Here is a 17,405-nt window from a genome sequence, read left to right on the forward strand (position 1 = left end):
AAGATGTCGGGTGCAGCGGTGGGGGCGTCAGACAGCCGTGTAGCCGCCGTCGATGACGAGCTCGGAACCGGTGGTGAAGCGTGATTCGTCCGAGGCCAGGTAGAGCACGCCGTAGGCGATCTCGTCCGGTTCGCCCTGGCGGGGCAGCGGGTTGGAGCCCACCAGCTGCTTGTAGTAGGCCTCGGGACCGATGTCGGACTGTTCGGCTGAGCGGCGGCTCATCCTGGTGTTCATGGATCCGGGGTGGATGGAATTGACCCGGATGCCGTGGCCGCCGTAGGCCGCGGCGTCCGACTTGCTCAGGAGCCGCACCGCGCCCTTGGTGGCGTGGTAGAGCGGCACGTTCCGGCCGCCGGTGAGGCCGTGGATGGAGGAGAAGTTGACGATGCTGCCGGTGCCCTTTTCGATCATGCCGGGGACTACGTGCTTGGTCATGAGCCAGACGCCCTTGACGTTGACGTTGAAAATGGTGTCGAAGTCGGCCGTCGAGGCGGTGTGGGAGGCTCCTGCCGGGCCGATGATGCCGGCGGCGTTGACCAGGATGTCCGGGGTGCCCAGTTCGTCGCGGACACGGCGGATGGCCTCGGCGACGCTGGCCTCGCTGGTGACATCGACGTCGTACTCACTGATGTTTTCGTGGGCAGCGGCAGCGGGGATGCCGGCAACGTCCAGGCTGGCAACCTTCGCGCCGTGTTCGGCAAGGAGGGCGGCGGTGGCGCTGCCCAGGTCTCCGCGGCCTCCGGTGACAATGGCTGTCTTGCCGGCCACGCGGTTCTGGATGGGATTCATGTGGTGCTCCTCGTGATCCTGCAGCCTCGTCGCTGCTTCCCAGCCAGCGTGGCAGGGGATCTGTGAGGGCGACCACACGATTGCCGATGAACGGCAAGACCGCCTTTAGTGGCTTTGCCGGAGCGTTCCCTTCAGCTCGCCCCGCCAGCCCAGGGCCCTGGAGATCCCGCGTGCCGCCGCCATCAGGACCGGCACCCGGGCAGGGGCGTTCTCCTCATTGCGCGGCACCACCACGCTGAGCGCGGCGCGGACGGTGTTGTCGGGACCGAACACCGGCACGGCGATGCCGCTGGACTCCGGCACGATCACCCCGGGCATGGCAGCGAAGCCGCGCTGCCGGATCTCGGCCAGATGGCGCCGGAGTGCGGCCGGCTCGGTCAGGGTAGTCTCCGTGAACTTCGTCAGTGGCCTGGCCAGGAAGGCGTCCTGGTACGCGGCGGGGGAGTGTGCCAGCAGCACCAGTCCCGAGGACGTGGCGTGGACCGGCAGCCTGCCGGCGATCTTGGTAATGTCCACGATGGTCCTGTCAGAGCCGAGCCGCTCGATGTACAGGACCTCGTCCGAATCGAGGATTCCCAGCGTGGTGGAGTGCTGCACCACGGCCTGGACGTCCTCCATGAACGGCAGGGCCGCTTCCCGCAGACCCAGCATCTTGGAGCCGCGGGAAGCCAGTTCCCACATCCGCGTGCCGATGTGGATGTCTCCGCCGGGCTCGCGTTCCAGCAGGCGTTCAAGCAGCAGGTCGTTGACCAGCCGGTAGGTGGTGGTCACCGGCAGGCCGGTGCGGCGGCCGAGCTCGGCGACGCTCATGGCGGGGTGCCTGTCATCGAACGCGCTCACGATCCTCACGAAGCGGCCGATGATTGACTCACCGGATGCGGAGTTGGCCACTGTTCCTCCCTTCGATTCCCGCTCAATGGTAATCCTCCTCCCGGCCGGCCGTACTCCCGGATCTACTGGGGATTTGTCAGTCAACGCCTGCCGCCGCAACTTCCGTGGCCCGCGGGCAGAACGGAGCAGGAACCATGACAGAAACCTTGGCAGAAACCGCAAAGACCGCGGTCTGTGACGTCCTCGTCATCGGATCGGGTGTGGCCGGGATGGCCGCAGCATTGAAGGCCGCTTCGCAGGGATTGAGCGTGATCGTCGCGGAAAAGGAACAGTACTTCGGCGGAACTACCGCTATCTCCGCGGGCTGGGCCTGGGTCCCCGGCAACAAGCAGGGCGTGGCCCAGGGCGATACCCGAGAGGACGCAGAGACCTACCTGAGGAACCTGGCGCCGGAGACGTTCAACGAGGCAGGAGTCCGGAATTTCCTCGACACCGTGCCCGAGGCGATCTCCTTCTTCGAAAACGAAACCGACGTGAAGTTCACCTACCCGGCGAAGGCCCCTGATTACCAGATGGACCTGCCCGGGGCGAAACTGTCCGGCCGGGCCATCCTGCCGCAGGACGTGGACGCTCGGGTGCTCGGGGACAAACGGCTCCTGATGCAGCCCTACATGAGCTCCTACACCGTCTTCGGCTACATGCCTCAGGTGGGGCCGGACATCAACGAGTTCTTCCACGTGAACCAGTCGATTAAGTCCTTCATCTATGTCGCGAAGAAGCTGCTGCGCACCTGGGCCGACGCTGCACGGTACAAGCGTCCGGTCCTGCGCTCCAACGGCAATGCCTTGATGACCCGCATGGTCAAAAGTGCGGACGATCTGGGCGTCCGGCTGTGGAAGTCCTCACCGGCGCTTTCGCTCACAAGGGACGACGCCGGGACCGTCACCGGTGCGGTCATCGGGGGAGAGCACACCGTCACCGTCACAGCGCTCGCCGGCGTTATCCTCGCCGCCGGCGGATTCTCCGGGAACAGGGAACTGCGGCAGCGGTATTTTCCGCATGACGCCGGCGGTGACGACCACTTCACACCCACCGTTGGCCACGGCGGTGACGCCGCCACCCTGGCGATGGGCGCCGGCGGTTACATCGACGATTCCGTGTTCAGCGTTGGCTCCTGGGCGCCAGTGACCGTGTTCAGCTACCTCAGTGGCGCTCAGCGGCTTTTTCCGCATCTGCGGGCAATCGGGCTGCCCGGGCTGATCGCCGTCGACCGCCACGGCAAGCGCTTCGGCAACGAGGCCCTGAGCTACCACGACTTCGGCGGGGCAATGATCGAGCACAACAAGGACGAGGAAAGGACCTTCGGCTACGTGATCGGCGACGCGAAAACGATGCACAAATACGGCATCGGCTATGCCAAACCCTGGCCGATGCCCCGCAGCTACTTCTACCGGACCGGCTACCTGGTCAAGGGGAACACCCTTGCTGAGCTGGCCGGAAAGCTCGGCATCGATGCGGCGGGCCTGGAGGCCACCGTCACCGCCTTCAACCCGGCTGCGGAGCGCGGCGAAGACCCGGCATTCGGCCGCGGTTCCACCCAGTACAACCACTTCAGGGGCGACCTCGAGCACAAGCCGAACCCGAACCTCGCGCCGGTGGGCAAGGGCCCGTTCTACGCCGCGAAGATCCAGATGGGCGATCTGGGCACCTTCGCCGGCCTCGGCGTCAACGAACACTCCGAGGTGGTCACGGCTGAGGGATCGGTGGTTCCCGGCCTCCTGGCCGTGGGCGCGGCTGCCGTGAGCGTCTTCGGCGGCGGTTACCCCGGCTACGGTTCCCACATCGGGCCGGCCCTCGTGTTTGGCTACCGCGCCGGACGGGACATCGTCAGGCTCGCCGGGGAGCAGCGGAACGCGGAGCGGACCGGGGACCGAACCGCAGACCGCACCGGAGCGCGGCCGGCCAACCCGGCGGGCCGCTAGGCGCCGGGCCGGACACCGCCATGGCCAACTCTCCATCGGGGGAATCGGTGATCAGCCGCGTGGTGCGGCTCATGAGCGCCTTCGACCGGGATCTGCCGGCCATGACGCTCTCCGGCCTGGCCCGCCGCGCCGGCCTCCCGCTAACTACCGCGCACCGGCTCGTGGATGACCTGGTCCTCAACGGCCTGATTGAGCGGCTGCCGGACGGGAACCTGTGCTCCGGGATGCGGATGTGGGAGCTCGCCGCCAGAGGCTCCCGTGCGCTGAACCTTCGTGAGCTGGCGCTGCCGTTCATGGAGGACGTCCAGGCAGCCGTCCACCAGCACACTACCCTGGCCGTGCTGGACCACGGGACTGTGTTGTACGTGGAGCGCCTTTCCTCACCGCACTCCAGCCTGAACGCAGCCCACATTGCGCAGCGGATGCCCATCCACGCAGCCTCGTCCGGCCTGGTGCTGCTGGCCTTCTCGCCGCCTGCCATCCAGGCCGAGGTGCTTTCGAAGCCGTTAACGGCCGTGACCCGCGAGACCCTGACCGACCCTGCCCTCATCCGCAAGCACCTGGCCGAGATCAGGCAGCGCGGCTACGTGGCCCTGCCCGGCATCGGCGTCACTGAATGGATGGGCATCGCCGTGCCCGTCTTCGGGCAGGGCAACACGGTCGCTGCGGCGCTCAACGCCATCGTGCCGCGGCAGGAAGCGGCAGTTCCATCCACCGTCCCCGCCCTGCTGACCGCCGCGCACGGGATCTCCCGCGCGCTGAAATCCGCATAGTTCGAAGGCCTGCCTGGCTTAAATCCTCCCGGCCCGAATACTGGGCGGACTTTAGGAACCGATGAACGGAAGACCTGTGGGGCCAGGTGCGGCGTATCCCGCACTGTGGAGTGAGAGGCGGATCACATCGGATTACGCCGAAGTTAACCGGAAAGAAGGACGATGATGTCTTGCCCACTGACAGCAGCACCCCCGGTCTCCGCACTGCCGCCGTACTCGCATGAACTGGACTGGCCCGAGGGCATGGCGCCCTTCAAGGTTGTGGATGACGGGACCCAGGGTGATCCGTACCGCCACTACCAGTGGATGCGCGAGAACGCCCCGGTGCTCCGTGCCCATTCGCCCGTATCGGACGTCTGGTTCATCTCCCGGTACGACGACGTCCGCCGGGCCATGCGGGCACCGAAGGTTTTCTCGTCCCAGGTTGTGGACCCGGTCCCGCTGACCTTCCTGACTCTCTTTGACGCCCCCAATCACACCCGGCTGCGCCAGGTGGTGGCGCAGGCCTTCATCCCCAAGGCCATCGCCCGCTTCGAGGACCGGGTGCGGGAGAACGCCGAAAAGTACCTGGCACCGATGCTCGCCGCCGGCGGCGGCGACGCCGTGGACGACTATGCCATCCCGCTGAGCATGTCCACCATCAGCGCCCTGCTCGACGTGCCGGCCGGGGACTTCGAGAAGATGAAGTTCTGGTCCGACGAGACCTTCAGTTATTTCGGCCGGCTGGCCCGCAACGCCCAGGGCACAGGCACCGACGAGCAAAGCACCTTCGAGTTCTTCGCCTACCTGAAAGACACCATGGAGCGCCTGTACCGCGAGGAGAGCGACTCCGTCGGCGGACACATCGCCCGGATGTGGAAGGACGGGCTGCTCAGCGAGAAGGAAGCCAAGGAACTCTGCGCCTTTGTCTTCGTCGCCGGCCACGACACCACCACGATCCTGCTGGCTAACGCGTTCCGGATTTTCAGCGAACATCCGGGCCTGCTGGACCGGATCCGCCGGAACCCGGACGATGCCAACCTTTTCGTCGAGGAGCTGGCCCGCTACCGCGGGACCGTCCAGCGGGCCAGTCGGATCACCACGGAGGAGGTGGAAGTTGCCGGAGTGACCATTCCCGCCGGTGCCATCGTCCGGCTGCTGCCCGCGGCAGCGAACCGGGACAGCAGCAAGTATCCCGACGGCGAGCGCTTCGACATTGACCGCAACACCGACGGACACCTGGGCTTCGGGCACGGGGTCCACAGCTGCCTCGGCGCGCCCCTTGCCAGGCTTGAGGTCCTGGTCACGGTGAAGCTCCTCGCGGAAAAGCTCGCGATGCTAACGCTTGATCCGAACAAACGCATCGAGTACGTGCGCGGCAACAACCTGACGAACTCGGGACCGGAGCACCTGCACCTGATGCTGGAGCAGGCCAATGCGTAGCGGGGTCGGGAGCACAGCCCCGGTGGTCATCGTCGGCGCGGGACACTCCGGCGTCGCTGTCGCTGCAGGGCTCCGCACCCGCGGCTGGGAAGGCGGTATTCTGCTGATCGACGCCGAGCTGGAACTGCCCTATGAGCGGCCGCCGCTCTCCAAGGAACTCCTGAAGGACGGCGCCTCCGACGAGCCAGCCGTGCTCCGCAAGGAGAAGTTCTATGCCGACAAGGGCATCAGCCGGCTCGCGGGGGTCACCGCGGAGTCCATCGACAGGGACGGCCGGATGGTGCTGCTGTCCGACGGGACGCGGCAGGCCTACCACCGGCTCGTCATCGCCACCGGTTCACGGGCCCGGCCCCTCACCGTGCCGGGTTCCGGCCTTCCGGGAGTCAGATCCCTGCGGACGCGGAATGACGCGCTCGAACTCAAGCGGCTGCTGGTGCCGGGGGCCCGAGTGGCTATCATCGGCGCCGGGTACATCGGACTGGAAGTGGCCGCAGCGGCGGCTGCGAAGGGCTGTGAAGTCACGGTGCTCGAATTTCAGGAGCGCGTGATGAGCCGGGTAACGTCAGCCCCCGTCTCCCGCCACTTCGAGCAGCTACACGGGCGGCACGGGGTCCGGTTCGTCTTCGGCGCCGCGGTCACATCGATCGACGGCGGACAACGGGCCGAACGCGTGACCGGCGCCGACGGCACCGTCTACCCCGCCGACGTCGTCCTCGCCGGGATCGGCGTCCTGCCCAACCAGGAGCTGGCCGCGGACGCCGGCCTCGACTGCCGGGACGGCATCCTCGTGGACGCGGACGGCCGGACTTCCGATCCCGCGATCTACGCCAGCGGGGACGTCACGCGGTTCACTAGCCCCATCGACGGCGCCAGCCAGCGGCTCGAGTGCATCCAGAACGCGCTGGCGCAGGCAGACAGTGTGGCCGCGCACATCACCGGCCAGGCGGCAGCAGAACCTGAAATTCCCTGGTTCTGGACCGTACAGCACGGTGTCCGGCTGCAGACCGCCGGCGTCCGCCACCCGGAGGACCAGGCCGTTGTCCGCGGCGAACCCTCCGGCGGCAAATTCTCGGTGGTCTACCTCCGCGGCGGCCGCCTCGCCGCCGTCGACACCGTCGCCAACCTGGCCGACTTCCGCACGGCCAAACGCCTGATCGCCCGGGGAGCGCGGATGGACCCGGCGCTGGCCGCAAACCCCGGCATCCCTCTCGCGGAAGCCATTTCCGGCGCCACCAACCACTCCGACGCTGACCTCGCAGCAGCCCGATCCTAAGGAAACAGACATGAGCAACACCAGCATGGGCAACACCGCGATCTGCAACACCGCCGCTAGCAGCACCGCCACTAGAAACAACACGCTGACCGTCGTCGACCGCGCAGGCGCCACCCATGACCTTGAATGGGAGCCGGACCAGACCATGATGGAGGCCCTCCGGGACAACGACCTGCCCGTTCTGGCCTCGTGCGGCGGCACCGCCTCCTGCGCCACCTGCCACGTGTTCCTGGAGCAGGAGGTCTTCGACACCCTGGAGGAACGGAGCAAGGACGAACTCGAGCTGCTCGTGGAGGCGGAGGGATACCGGGAATGCAGCTCGCGGCTGTCCTGCCAGGTGGGCTTCAGCCGGGAGCTGAACGGGGTCACCGTGACGCTGGCACCCGAAGAGTAGACGCCGCCCGCTGGTACGACGGTTCCCCGCGCACAAGACGTCGCGCAACGTCGAGTGGGCGGGGAACCGTCGAAACGGCCGCTTCTCCCGCAGCGGCGCGCTAGCTCCCGGGCGGGTCCGTCACCGTCACCCGCACCGCGCAGGCGTCCGCCGCGGCCTTCTTCAGGACGGCAGCCCGTGGATCGGGAACGTCGAGATAGGCGAGCCGCGGCAGGCCTGCCCAGGGTTTCAGGGCAGGGTGGGCCAGGACTTCGTCAGCAAGGGCGCGGTCACCGCCGGGGAGCATGTACTCGAAGACCTGGCCGCCCAGCACCAGACGCGCCTGCTCCGCCACCGCCTCCACCATCGCGTCCGCCTGGTTGGTGCGGCGACGGGCGAACCGCTGCTGCGACTGGCCGCCGGCTGCGGTGCGGGACTGTACGTACTTGGAACCGGTCTTGGCGGCGAGGATGGTCCCCTCGCTGGCCACGGCCACGCCGTATCCTCCGCGGCGGACCAGGACCAGGCCGACCGTGCGCGGCTGGGACGCCAGCGAAGCCAGCCGTTCCACGAGGCCGGATCCGCGCCCTGGCCGGCCGTCGTCGGGCCACGGCGCCGCCAGCAGGGCGGTGGCGCCGTCCGCGGCGGACAGCCGCACGCCGTCGTCGTGGTCTTCATACCCAAGGTGCCCGTGGCTGGCAGCGAACCGTTCAACCCAGCCAGCCAGCCGCGGGCCGGGGACGAATGCGGTCCTGGTGGACACCGCACGTCCCTGCGTCGGACGGCTGGCTGGCATTTGGCGGATCCCTGCTTTCGTGGCCGGATTTGGACTGGAGAATCTAGAAGTAGCCTATCTATGTGGATGATCTCTTTGGTTCGGCGGACCCGGACAGTGGCGACGACGACAACGACGCTGCCGACGGCACGGATGGCCGTGCCGGGAGCGGGCAGCCCCGGTCCGGCCAGTCCCGTTCCACCCCGCCGCGCAGCCCGCTGGCGGTCCGGATGCGTCCCCGCACGCTGGACGAGGTGGTGGGCCAGCAGCATCTGCTGGGCCAGGGGTCGCCGCTGCGGCAGCTGGCAGCAGGTGCTGACGCCGCCGGCCCGGCCGGCCCCAGCTCGCTGATCCTCTGGGGACCCCCGGGAACCGGGAAAACCACGCTGGCCCACGTGATCGCGCGCGGTCCCGGGCGCAAGTTCGTGGAACTGTCCGCCATCACCTCCGGCGTCAAGGATGTCCGCCGCGTCATGGACGACGCCCTGACCGCGCGTGACTTGTACAAGACCACCACTGTCCTCTTCCTTGACGAGATCCACCGCTTCAACAAGGCACAGCAGGACGCGCTGCTGCCCGGCGTCGAAAAGGGCTGGGTTGTTCTGGTGGCGGCGACCACGGAAAATCCGTCGTTTTCGGTGGTGTCGCCGCTGCTGTCCCGCTCCCTGCTCCTGACGCTCAAGCCGCTCACCGACGCGGACATTGAGGGCCTGCTGGTGCGGGCCGTTGAGGATCCCCGCGGGCTGAACGGCGACGTCCGCCTCAGCGGCGAGGCCCTGGAGCACCTCGTCCGGCTTTCCGGCGGGGACGCTCGCCGGGCGCTGACTGCGCTGGAAGCCGCGGCCGGGGTCGCGTTCGGCGACGCGGACGACGTCGAAAGTTCCGGTGCGGGGGAAGGGGGCACTGATGCAGACGGCGCAGCTGACAACGGAGCGGGTGTTAGCGGCGGAGGGCAGCCGGCCACTGTTGAGCCGGTCTCTGTGGAGCTGCGGCACACCGAGCGTGCCGTGGACGCCGCGGCCGTCCGCTACGATCGCGCCGGTGACCAGCACTACGACGTGGCCAGCGCGTTCATCAAATCCATCCGCGGGTCCGACGTGGACGCGGCCCTGCACTACCTCGCCAGGATGCTGGAGGCGGGGGAGGACCCGCGCTTCGTGGCCCGGCGGATCGTGATCTCGGCTGCGGAGGACGTGGGCATGGCGGATCCGACGGCGCTGCAGACAGCGGTTGCCGCGGCACAGGCCGTGCAGCTCATCGGAATGCCCGAGGGCCGCATCGTGCTGGCTGAGGCGGTGGTGCACCTGGCCACGGCGCCGAAGTCGAACGCGGCGTACATGGGCATCAACAAGGCCATCGCGGACGTGCGGGCCGGGCTGGGCTACGGGATCCCCGCGCACCTGCGCGACGCACACTATCCCGGGTCCAAGCAGCTCGGCCACGGCGTGGGATACAAGTACGCCCATGATGCCCCGCATTCGGTGGCCGCGCAGCAGTATCCGCCGGATGACCTCGTGGGCCGCGACTACTACGAGCCCACGGCGAACGGCGCCGAGCGGGACATCGCGGTCCGGCTGGAGCGGCTGCGGAAGATCGTCCGGGGCAAGTGACCGCCGTGGTAGGATGGATGTTTGTCTGGCAAGGCACGGACGCACAATCCCCCGAATTTTAGTTCGATGGAGCTGTGCCCTGTGCCCAGTAGCAAAAGGCAGCGGTTGGCCGATGCTCTCCATTATGGAGGCCAGTAACACTGACACACCGCAGATATTGGAAGGACACAAGTGGCTAACAACACTCGTGCTCGCCGTCAGGCCCGCCTCTCGCGGTCCCTCGGCATCGCTCTGACCCCCAAGGCCGCCAAGTACATGGAGCGCCGCCCGTACGGCCCCGGTGAGCATGGCCGTGCCCGCAAGAAGCAGGACTCCGACTACGCCGTACGTCTGCGCGAAAAGCAGCGTCTGCGCGCCCAGTACGGCATCCGCGAAGCCCAGATGACCCGTGCCTTCGAAGAAGCACGCCGCACCAAGGGCCTGACCGGTGAAAACCTCATCGAACTGCTCGAGATGCGCCTCGACGCCCTCGTGCTGCGTGCCGGCTTCGCCCGCACCATTGCACAGGCCCGCCAGCTGGTTGTGCACCGCCACATCCTGGTTGACGGTATCCGCGTTGACCGCCCGTCCTTCCGCGTCGGCGAAGGCCAGCTCGTGCACGTGCACAGCCGCAGCGAGACCATGGTCCCGCTCCAGGTTGCAGCAGCCGGCGCCCACCGCGACGTCCTGCCCGCCGTTCCGGCCTACCTGGACGTCAAGCTGGACGCCCTGCAGGCCCGCCTGGTCCGCCGCCCGAAGCGCTCCGAGGTCCCCGTGACCTGCGAAGAGCAGCTCGTCGTCGAATTCTACGCACGCTAAATTCCGGCAGCGTATACAAAGAAGCCCGTGGCAAGCGCCGCGGGCTTCTTTGTATGTAAGGTACTTGGGGGACATTTGCGGCCGCAGCACTTTGGCCGCCGACGCCCGGTACAGTTCCACGGAGTTTCAAGGAGATGAACGTCTATGTCTGGTGGCGATATTGCCGGCCTGATCGCGGCCGGGGTATTTGCGCTCCTGGTCCTGTTGCTTGCTGTGCCCATCCTCAAGCTGGGGCGGGTGTTCGACGAGGTCCGGACTTCCATCCGCTCCATCAGCGACGGCGCCACCCCGCTCATGGACGAGGTCACCGCTACCGTCACCACCACCAACCAGCAGCTGAAGAAAGTGGACGGCATCGCCTCCAACGTTTCGGATGCCTCGGCCAACATCTCCGCGCTGTCCTCCCTCGTGGCCGCGACTGTCGGTTCGCCGCTGATCAAGGTGGCCGCGTTCAGCTACGGCGTCCGTTCCGCGTTCGCCACCCCCAAGAAGCCCGCCACCGGCCGCCGCAGCCGCTAAGCCCACCCGGAGAACTGAAATGAAACGACTTGTCTGGATGGGAATCGGCGTGGCCATCGGGGTCATCGCGTTCCGCAAGGTTACCGAGGCGCAGTCAGCGCTCGGCCCCGAAGGCCTGAACCGGGCCGTGGGCCGGCTAGCCGACGGCGTTTACGACTTCGCCGACGCCGTACGCGCCGGCATGCGGGAACGGGAAACGGACCTGCGGGCCGCCCTGGGTGTTGAGTCCCAGGACCTCGCCCGCCGCTAGACGCGCGAGAATTAAAACCTGCAGTGCCGCCCAACACCGGGACTGCCTTTGAATCAAACTCTCACGCGCCAGCATGCGTGAACCAAGAAGGGTAAGTAATCAGCTCATGAAGTCGCAGGAGATCACAAAGCGCTGGGTGGATTTTTTCGTCAGCAAAGGCCACACGGCGGTTCCCTCCGCATCGCTGGTCTCCAGCGACCCCTCCCTGCTGTTCACGGTTGCCGGCATGGTGCCGTTCATCCCGTACCTGACCGCGCGCGAGGAACCGCCCTACAACCGTGCCACCAGCGTCCAGAAGTGCATCCGCACCGGCGACATTGAGGAAGTGGGCAAGACCGCCCGCCACGGCACCTTCTTCCAGATGTGCGGCAACTTCTCCTTCGGGGACTACTTCAAGGAAGACGCCATCAAGTTCGCGTGGGAGCTGCTCACCACCGGCGTTGCCGACGGCGGGTACGGACTTCCGCCGGAGCGGCTGTGGGTGACGGTCTACGAAGAGGACGACGAAGCCGAGGCACTCTGGCTGAAGAACACCGGAGTGCCCGCGGAGCGCATCCAGCGCATGGGCAAGTCGGACAACTACTGGTCCACCGGCCAGCCCGGCCCGGCCGGCCCCTGCTCCGAGATCTACTACGACCGCGGTCCGGCCTACGGTGCCGAGGGCGGACCCATCGCCGACGAGAACCGCTACGTGGAGATCTGGAACCTCGTGTTCATGCAGTACCAGATCGACAACGTCCGCTCGAAGGTCGAGTTCGACATCATGGGCGAGCTGCCCAAGAAGAACATCGACACCGGCCTGGGCATGGAACGCCTCGCCATGATCCTGCAGGACGTCGAGAACATGTACGAGACAGACCAGGTCCGCCCGGTCATCGACATGGCCGCCAAGCTCTCGGGCAAGGAATACACCTCCGCCGAGACCGAGGACGATCCCCACCACACCGATGACGTCCGCATGCGCGTCGTCGCCGACCACATCCGCTCGGCCCTGATGCTCATCGCCGACGGCGTCACACCCTCCAACGAAGGCCGCGGGTACGTGCTGCGCCGCCTCATCCGCCGCGCGGTCCGCTCCATGCGCCTGCTGGGCGTGGAACAGGCCTGCCTGCCGGAGCTGCTGCCCGCCTCGCGCGACGCCATGAAGGGCGTGTACCCCATCGTGGACACGGACTTCGACCGCATCAGCCGGATCGCTTATGCCGAAGAGAAGGCATTCCTGCGCACCATCGCCTCCGGCACCGCCCGCCTCGAGGACGCCGTCAACGAATCCAAGGCTGCCGGGCGTCCGCTCTCCGGCGCCGACGCGTTCGCCCTGCACGACACCTACGGCTTCCCCATCGACCTGACGCTCGAAATGGCCGAGGAAGCCGGCCTGAAGGTGGACGAGCCCGAGTTCCGCAAGCTCATGCTCGAACAGCGCCAGCGCGCCCAGGCCGACGCCAAGGGCAAGAAGGGCGGCCACGCCGACCTCTCCGCCTTCCAGGAGCTGCTGGCAGAGGGCGAAACCGTCTTCACCGGCTACACCGACCTCGAGGGCGAGTCCCGCGTCCGCGGCATCCTTAGCGGCGGCAGCAAGGTTTCCCAGGCGGCCACCGGCGACGCGATCGAACTCGTGCTCGCCGAGACCCCGTTCTACGCCGAGGCCGGCGGCCAGGCAGCCGACACCGGCCTGATCACCGGTGACGGCTTCGTCGTCGAGGTCCTGGACGTCCAGCGTCCGATCAAGGGCCTGAGCGTGCACAAGGCCATCGTCCGCGAAGGCGAAATCGCCTCCGACGCGCTGGTCCGCGCCGCGGTTGACCGCGAACGGCGGCACGCTGCCGAGCAGGCGCACACCGGCACGCACATCGTGCACGCGGCGCTGCACCAGATCCTCGGCCCGCAGGCCACCCAGCGCGGTTCGTTCAATAAAGCCGGGTACCTCCGCTTCGACTTCGCCTGGGGTGAAGGGCTGAGCGCCGCCACCAAGTCCGAGGTCGAGGAAGTCTCCAACCTCGCCATCCGGAACAACTTCCAGGTGGACACCAAGGTCATGGGCCTCGCCGAGGCCAAGGCCCTCGGCGCCATGGCGCTGTTCGGCGAGAACTACGGCAGCGAAGTCCGGGTTGTGGAGATCGACGGCGCGTGGTCCCGCGAGCTGTGCGGCGGCACCCACGTGTCCAACACCTCCCTGATCGGCAGCCTGTCCCTGCTCGGCGAGCAGTCCGTCGGGTCCGGAAACCGCCGCGTCGAAGCGTTCGTCGGCATGGACGCCTTCCGGCACCTGGCCGCCGAGCGCGCCCTCGTGACCGAACTCACCGAGATGCTCAAGGTGCCCTCCGGGCAGCTCGCGGACCGCATTTCCGCGACCCTCACCAAGCTGAAGGCCACGGAAAAGGAACTCGAGCGGCTCCGGAAAGAACAGCTCACTGCTGCGGCTGCCCAGCTCGCCGGAACCGCTGTGGACGCCGCCGGCGTCCGGGTGATCGCGCACGACGCCGGCCAGGTCAGCGGTGCCGACGACATCCGGGGGCTCGCCCTGGACCTCCGCAACCGGCTCGGCTCCGAAGCAGCCACCGTTGCCGTTGCCGGCGTCAGCAACGACCGCCCTGTCATCCTGGTGGCCACCAACGAAGCCGCACGTGTTGCCGGTGTGAAGGCTGGCGCGCTGGTCCGGCTCGCCGCCGGAATCCTCGGCGGCGGCGGTGGCGGCAAGGACGACGTCGCCCAGGGCGGTGGTACCGACGCCGCCAAGGTCGGCGCCGCACTGACCGCCGTCCTCGATGCCGTCACCCGACGCTAACCAAACCGTGACTTCTTCCGCTGAGCCGCACGTCCACCCCCGGGGAATCAAACTGGGGGTGGACGTGGGGACCGTCCGCGTTGGCGTCGCCATTTGTGACCGGGACGAGATCCTGGCCACACCGCTGAAGACGCTTGACCGCAATCCCAAGAAGAATTCTGATGTCCGGGTCATTGCGGCCCTCGCTGCGGAACGGGACGCGGTACAGATTTTCGTGGGGCTCCCGCGGACCATGAAGGGCGAGGAACACGCCTCAGCCCGCATGGCCACAGAGTACGCGCAGCTGCTGGCTGACGAACTGGACCGCACAGGTTTGGACGTCCCGGTACACCTGGTTGACGAGCGGCTCAGCACCGTCACGGCCCACCGGAACCTTCACGAAGCTGGCATGAGCAGCAAAAATCACCGTAAAGTGGTGGATCAGGTTGCGGCTGCGGGAATCTTGCAGCACGCCATCGACATGCAAAAAGCCAGGGGAACGGATGTGGGGAGCCGTGTGCGCGCGCTTCCCCTTACGGGGCTGCCCGGACACGCCGCCGCAGATACTGCTGAACGGCCTGACCCGGAAAAGGAAACACAATCTTCAGAGGATGGAAAGCTACAGTGAGCCCGGTCAATAGTGACGACTCCTCCGGCGACCCCTTCGCGGACGCCGGACGGCCCCTGACACGCAAGGAGATCCGCGCCCGGGAGAAGGCCATCACCGCCGAGTCCGGCGATGCCGTGCCCGAGCACGCCTACGAGTCCGGTGAAGAGGTGCACGCGGGCGTCGGCGCCGCACAGCGGAGTGGGTCATCAGTTTCGGATGGTGCCCGGACGACCGCCACACCGGCTCCTCCGGCTGCCCGCGTTCCCGCTGCTCACCCTGTTCCGGCCGCAGAGCCTGTTCCGGCGGCGGAGCCCCTTACGGCCGCGGAGGTTCCCGACGCTCCGCCGGTTCCGCCGACCATCCACGGCCCGGCTGACGTTGTGGACGCTGACGTTGTGGACGCCGACGTTGTGGACGGTGCCACCCATGGCGACGCTGCGGCCGGGGTCCACGGCGTCCAGTCCGAGGACGCGCCGCATTTTGCGGAATTCGCGGTCGGCCACCATGAGGACATCCACCACACTGCTGTCCTCCACGAGGAACTCCACCACGAAGACCTCCACCACGAGGATGGCCACCACTACGACGTCCACCACGGTGCAACGATCCACGAGACCTACGAGGACCATGAGCCCTACGAGCAGCAGGCCGTGGGGCACCAGCTCCTGGGCGCCCCCGAGGACGTAGCCGCGGTGGCGCGGCCCTCCAAGAAAGTCCGGCGCCGGCGCCGCCTCGTGGCGCTGCTGCTGACACTTGCGCTGTTTGTCACTGCCACCGTCGTCGGGGCACAGTTCCTGAAGCCCCTGCTTGGCAACGACAAGCCGGCCGACTATCCCGGACCCGGCAGCGGCCAGGTCAAGGTATCGGTGGTCCCGGGCGAAGGTCCGGTGTCCGTTGCGGCCAAGCTCGAGGACGCGAAGGTGGTGGCCAACTCCGAAACCTTCATGGCAGCCCTGACCGCGGCCGGCGGCACGCTGTCACCGGGGGAGTACGACTTCAAGCAGGAAATGAAAAACTCCGACGCCGTCTCCGTGCTCCTCAACGAGGGAACGGCCAAGGTGATGTATTTTGCCCTCAGCGCAGGCCTGCGGATCGACGAATCGTTGCAGGCGATATCGGAGGGCTCGGGTCTTTCGGTGGCCCAGCTGAAGGCGCTCAGCGACTCACCCAAGCAGTTCGGACTGAGCTCCAAGGCGAAGAATCTTGAAGGGTTCCTGGCCCCGGGTGAGTACCGTTTCCCGCTGGGATCCACCGCCAAGGACATTCTCACGAAGCTGGTCAAGACCACGCAGGATGAACTGAAGGCACAGGGCGTGACGGACGCGGCCAAGCAGTACGACGTCGTGACCGTCGCCAGCATCGTGCAGGCAGAGGGCGGACAGGCCGAGTACAAGGACGTGGCGGGCGCCATCTACAACCGCCTGAAGCCCACCAACACCGAAACCAACGGCCTGATCCAGTCGGACGCCACCGTCACCTACGGCCTGGGCAAGAAGACCTTCCACATTGACGAGGCTGAGAAGGCCGACAAGTCCAACCCGTACAACACCTACGCCATCAAGGGCCTGCCCGCCGGGCCCATTGGATCGCCGGGCAAGACGGCCATTGACGCGGCGGCCAAGCCGAACGACAACGATTACCTGTACTGGGTCACCATCAATCTCGACACCAAGGAGACGAAGTTCTCGAAGACACTGGCCGAACACAACGGCTACGTCGAGCAGTACAACGCCTGGTGTGAGGCCAACCCGGGCCGCTGCGTATGAGCCTGCGGGCGGCCGTCCTGGGTCACCCCATCGGCCATTCGAAATCACCGGCCCTCCACCTGGCCGCCTACGCGCGGCTCGGTGCGGACATCGGCTACAGCGCCATCGATGTGACCGAGGAGTCGCTGCCGGCGTTCATGGACTCCGTCCGCACCGAACCCGGCTGGCGGGGACTGTCCGTCACCATGCCGCTGAAGAAGGCCATGGTCGCTGAGGTGGACGAGGTCCGCGGCGTGGCCCGGGTCCTCGGCGTCATCAACACGGTGGCGTTCGAAGGCGACGGGGAGTCCGTCCGGTGCATCGGCTACAACACCGACGTCGCGGGGATCGTCAACGCCCTCCGCAACGCCGGCGCCGCGGACGGCCCCTCGGGCGTCATTCTGGGCGGTGGCGGAACTGCGGCCGCGGCAGTGGCAGCCCTGCAGGAGCTTGGCGCGGTGTCCGTGGACCTGTACGTCCGGAACACCTCGCGGGCAGCAGAAGCCAGGGCGGCAGCCAGCGGGCTGGGCATGGACATCACCGTCCATTCCCTGGACGGTGCGGTCGAAGCGATGGCCGGTGCCGGCGTCGTAATCTCCACCCTGCCGCCGCGGGCGGCGGACGGGATGGCGGCGGAACTGGAAGCGCTGGGGCGGCGCACCGACGGCGTCCTTCTCGACGTCGCCTACGACCCCTGGCCCAGCCGAATCGCCGCCGCGTGGCGCGCGGGCCGCGGAACGGTGGTCCCCGGGCTGGAGATGCTGCTCTACCAGGCGGTGGAGCAGATCCGTTACTTCACGGGCCTGGCGGACGCCGGCAGTGCCGAAGTCATAGATGTGATGTGCGACGCAGTCGGGGCACCCCGGCGGGTGTCCTGACCGCCAGACATGG

16 protein-coding genes are annotated in these 17,405 nt (G+C 67.4%); 13 read left to right on the forward strand and 3 right to left on the reverse strand.

Annotated features, from left to right (window positions below):
* Positions 1-27: 27 nt before the first annotated feature.
* Both AC1DFE_RS07975 and AC1DFE_RS07980 read right to left on the reverse strand, forming a co-directional pair.
* Positions 28-789, reverse strand: coding sequence for an SDR family NAD(P)-dependent oxidoreductase (locus tag AC1DFE_RS07975; protein WP_476905361.1), 762 nt, complete (start codon positions 787-789; stop codon positions 28-30).
* 105 nt (positions 790-894) lie between these two features.
* Positions 895-1,680, reverse strand: a complete 786-nt coding sequence (locus tag AC1DFE_RS07980) for an IclR family transcriptional regulator (protein ID WP_476905362.1) — start codon at positions 1,678-1,680, stop codon at positions 895-897.
* Positions 1,681-1,814: 134 nt separating this feature from the next.
* Here AC1DFE_RS07980 and chcC2 point away from each other — a divergent pair, with 134 nt between their 5' ends.
* The 5 genes from chcC2 (at position 1,815) to AC1DFE_RS08005 (ending at position 7,464) form a co-directional block, all read left to right on the forward strand.
* Positions 1,815-3,602, forward strand: coding sequence for a 4-oxocyclohex-2-ene-1-carboxylate 5-dehydrogenase (gene chcC2 / locus AC1DFE_RS07985; protein ID WP_476905363.1), 1,788 nt, complete (start codon positions 1,815-1,817; stop codon positions 3,600-3,602).
* Between the two features lie 20 nt (positions 3,603-3,622).
* Entirely contained in the window at positions 3,623-4,375 is a 753-nt protein-coding gene (locus AC1DFE_RS07990) for an IclR family transcriptional regulator (RefSeq protein WP_476905364.1), read from the forward strand.
* A 165-nt stretch (positions 4,376-4,540) separates the two neighbouring features.
* Positions 4,541-5,797, forward strand: coding sequence for a cytochrome P450 (locus AC1DFE_RS07995; protein ID WP_476905365.1), 1,257 nt, complete (start codon positions 4,541-4,543; stop codon positions 5,795-5,797).
* A complete protein-coding gene (locus AC1DFE_RS08000; RefSeq protein WP_476905366.1) occupies positions 5,790-7,070 on the forward strand; it encodes an NAD(P)/FAD-dependent oxidoreductase in 1,281 nt (426 codons plus the stop codon). Before AC1DFE_RS07995 ends, AC1DFE_RS08000 begins: the two co-directional genes overlap by 8 nt.
* Positions 7,071-7,080: 10 nt before the next feature.
* Positions 7,081-7,464, forward strand: coding sequence for a 2Fe-2S iron-sulfur cluster-binding protein (locus AC1DFE_RS08005; protein WP_476905367.1), 384 nt, complete (start codon positions 7,081-7,083; stop codon positions 7,462-7,464).
* A 100-nt stretch (positions 7,465-7,564) separates the two neighbouring features.
* On the opposite strand, the gene AC1DFE_RS08010 is transcribed toward AC1DFE_RS08005, so the two are convergent.
* Positions 7,565-8,239 carry an acVLRF1 family peptidyl-tRNA hydrolase gene (locus tag AC1DFE_RS08010; RefSeq protein ID WP_476905368.1) on the reverse strand — a complete coding sequence of 225 codons (675 nt, stop codon included), beginning with the start codon at positions 8,237-8,239 and terminating at the stop codon, positions 7,565-7,567.
* Between the two features lie 62 nt (positions 8,240-8,301).
* On the opposite strand from AC1DFE_RS08010, the gene AC1DFE_RS08015 reads away from it, so the two are divergent.
* The 8 genes from AC1DFE_RS08015 (at position 8,302) to AC1DFE_RS08050 (ending at position 17,392) form a co-directional block, all read left to right on the forward strand.
* Positions 8,302-9,828: a replication-associated recombination protein A gene (locus AC1DFE_RS08015; RefSeq protein ID WP_476905369.1), complete on the forward strand. Its 1,527-nt coding sequence runs from the start codon at positions 8,302-8,304 to the stop codon at positions 9,826-9,828.
* Positions 9,829-9,999: 171 nt separating this feature from the next.
* Positions 10,000-10,626: a 30S ribosomal protein S4 gene (gene rpsD, locus AC1DFE_RS08020; RefSeq protein ID WP_476905370.1), complete on the forward strand. Its 627-nt coding sequence runs from the start codon at positions 10,000-10,002 to the stop codon at positions 10,624-10,626.
* A gap of 144 nt (positions 10,627-10,770) precedes the next feature.
* Positions 10,771-11,145 (forward strand): DUF948 domain-containing protein, encoded by a 375-nt coding sequence (locus AC1DFE_RS08025; RefSeq protein WP_476905371.1) that lies wholly within the window; start codon positions 10,771-10,773, stop codon positions 11,143-11,145.
* A 19-nt stretch (positions 11,146-11,164) separates the two neighbouring features.
* Positions 11,165-11,395 (forward strand): DUF6167 family protein, encoded by a 231-nt coding sequence (locus AC1DFE_RS08030; protein WP_214856708.1) that lies wholly within the window; start codon positions 11,165-11,167, stop codon positions 11,393-11,395.
* Positions 11,396-11,501: 106 nt separating this feature from the next.
* Positions 11,502-14,180: an alanine--tRNA ligase gene (gene alaS, locus AC1DFE_RS08035; RefSeq protein WP_476905372.1), complete on the forward strand. Its 2,679-nt coding sequence runs from the start codon at positions 11,502-11,504 to the stop codon at positions 14,178-14,180.
* Positions 14,161-14,787 (forward strand): Holliday junction resolvase RuvX, encoded by a 627-nt coding sequence (gene ruvX / locus AC1DFE_RS08040; protein WP_476905373.1) that lies wholly within the window; start codon positions 14,161-14,163, stop codon positions 14,785-14,787. Before alaS ends, ruvX begins: the two co-directional genes overlap by 20 nt.
* Positions 14,784-16,535: an endolytic transglycosylase MltG gene (mltG, locus tag AC1DFE_RS08045; protein WP_476905374.1), complete on the forward strand. Its 1,752-nt coding sequence runs from the start codon at positions 14,784-14,786 to the stop codon at positions 16,533-16,535. The genes ruvX and mltG overlap by 4 nt, the downstream gene beginning before the upstream one ends.
* Positions 16,532-17,392, forward strand: a complete 861-nt coding sequence (locus tag AC1DFE_RS08050; protein WP_476905375.1) for a shikimate dehydrogenase — start codon at positions 16,532-16,534, stop codon at positions 17,390-17,392. The genes mltG and AC1DFE_RS08050 overlap by 4 nt, the downstream gene beginning before the upstream one ends.
* The last annotated feature ends 13 nt before the right edge of the window (positions 17,393-17,405 follow it).

The organism is Arthrobacter sp. 05T423 (assembly GCF_056396245.1).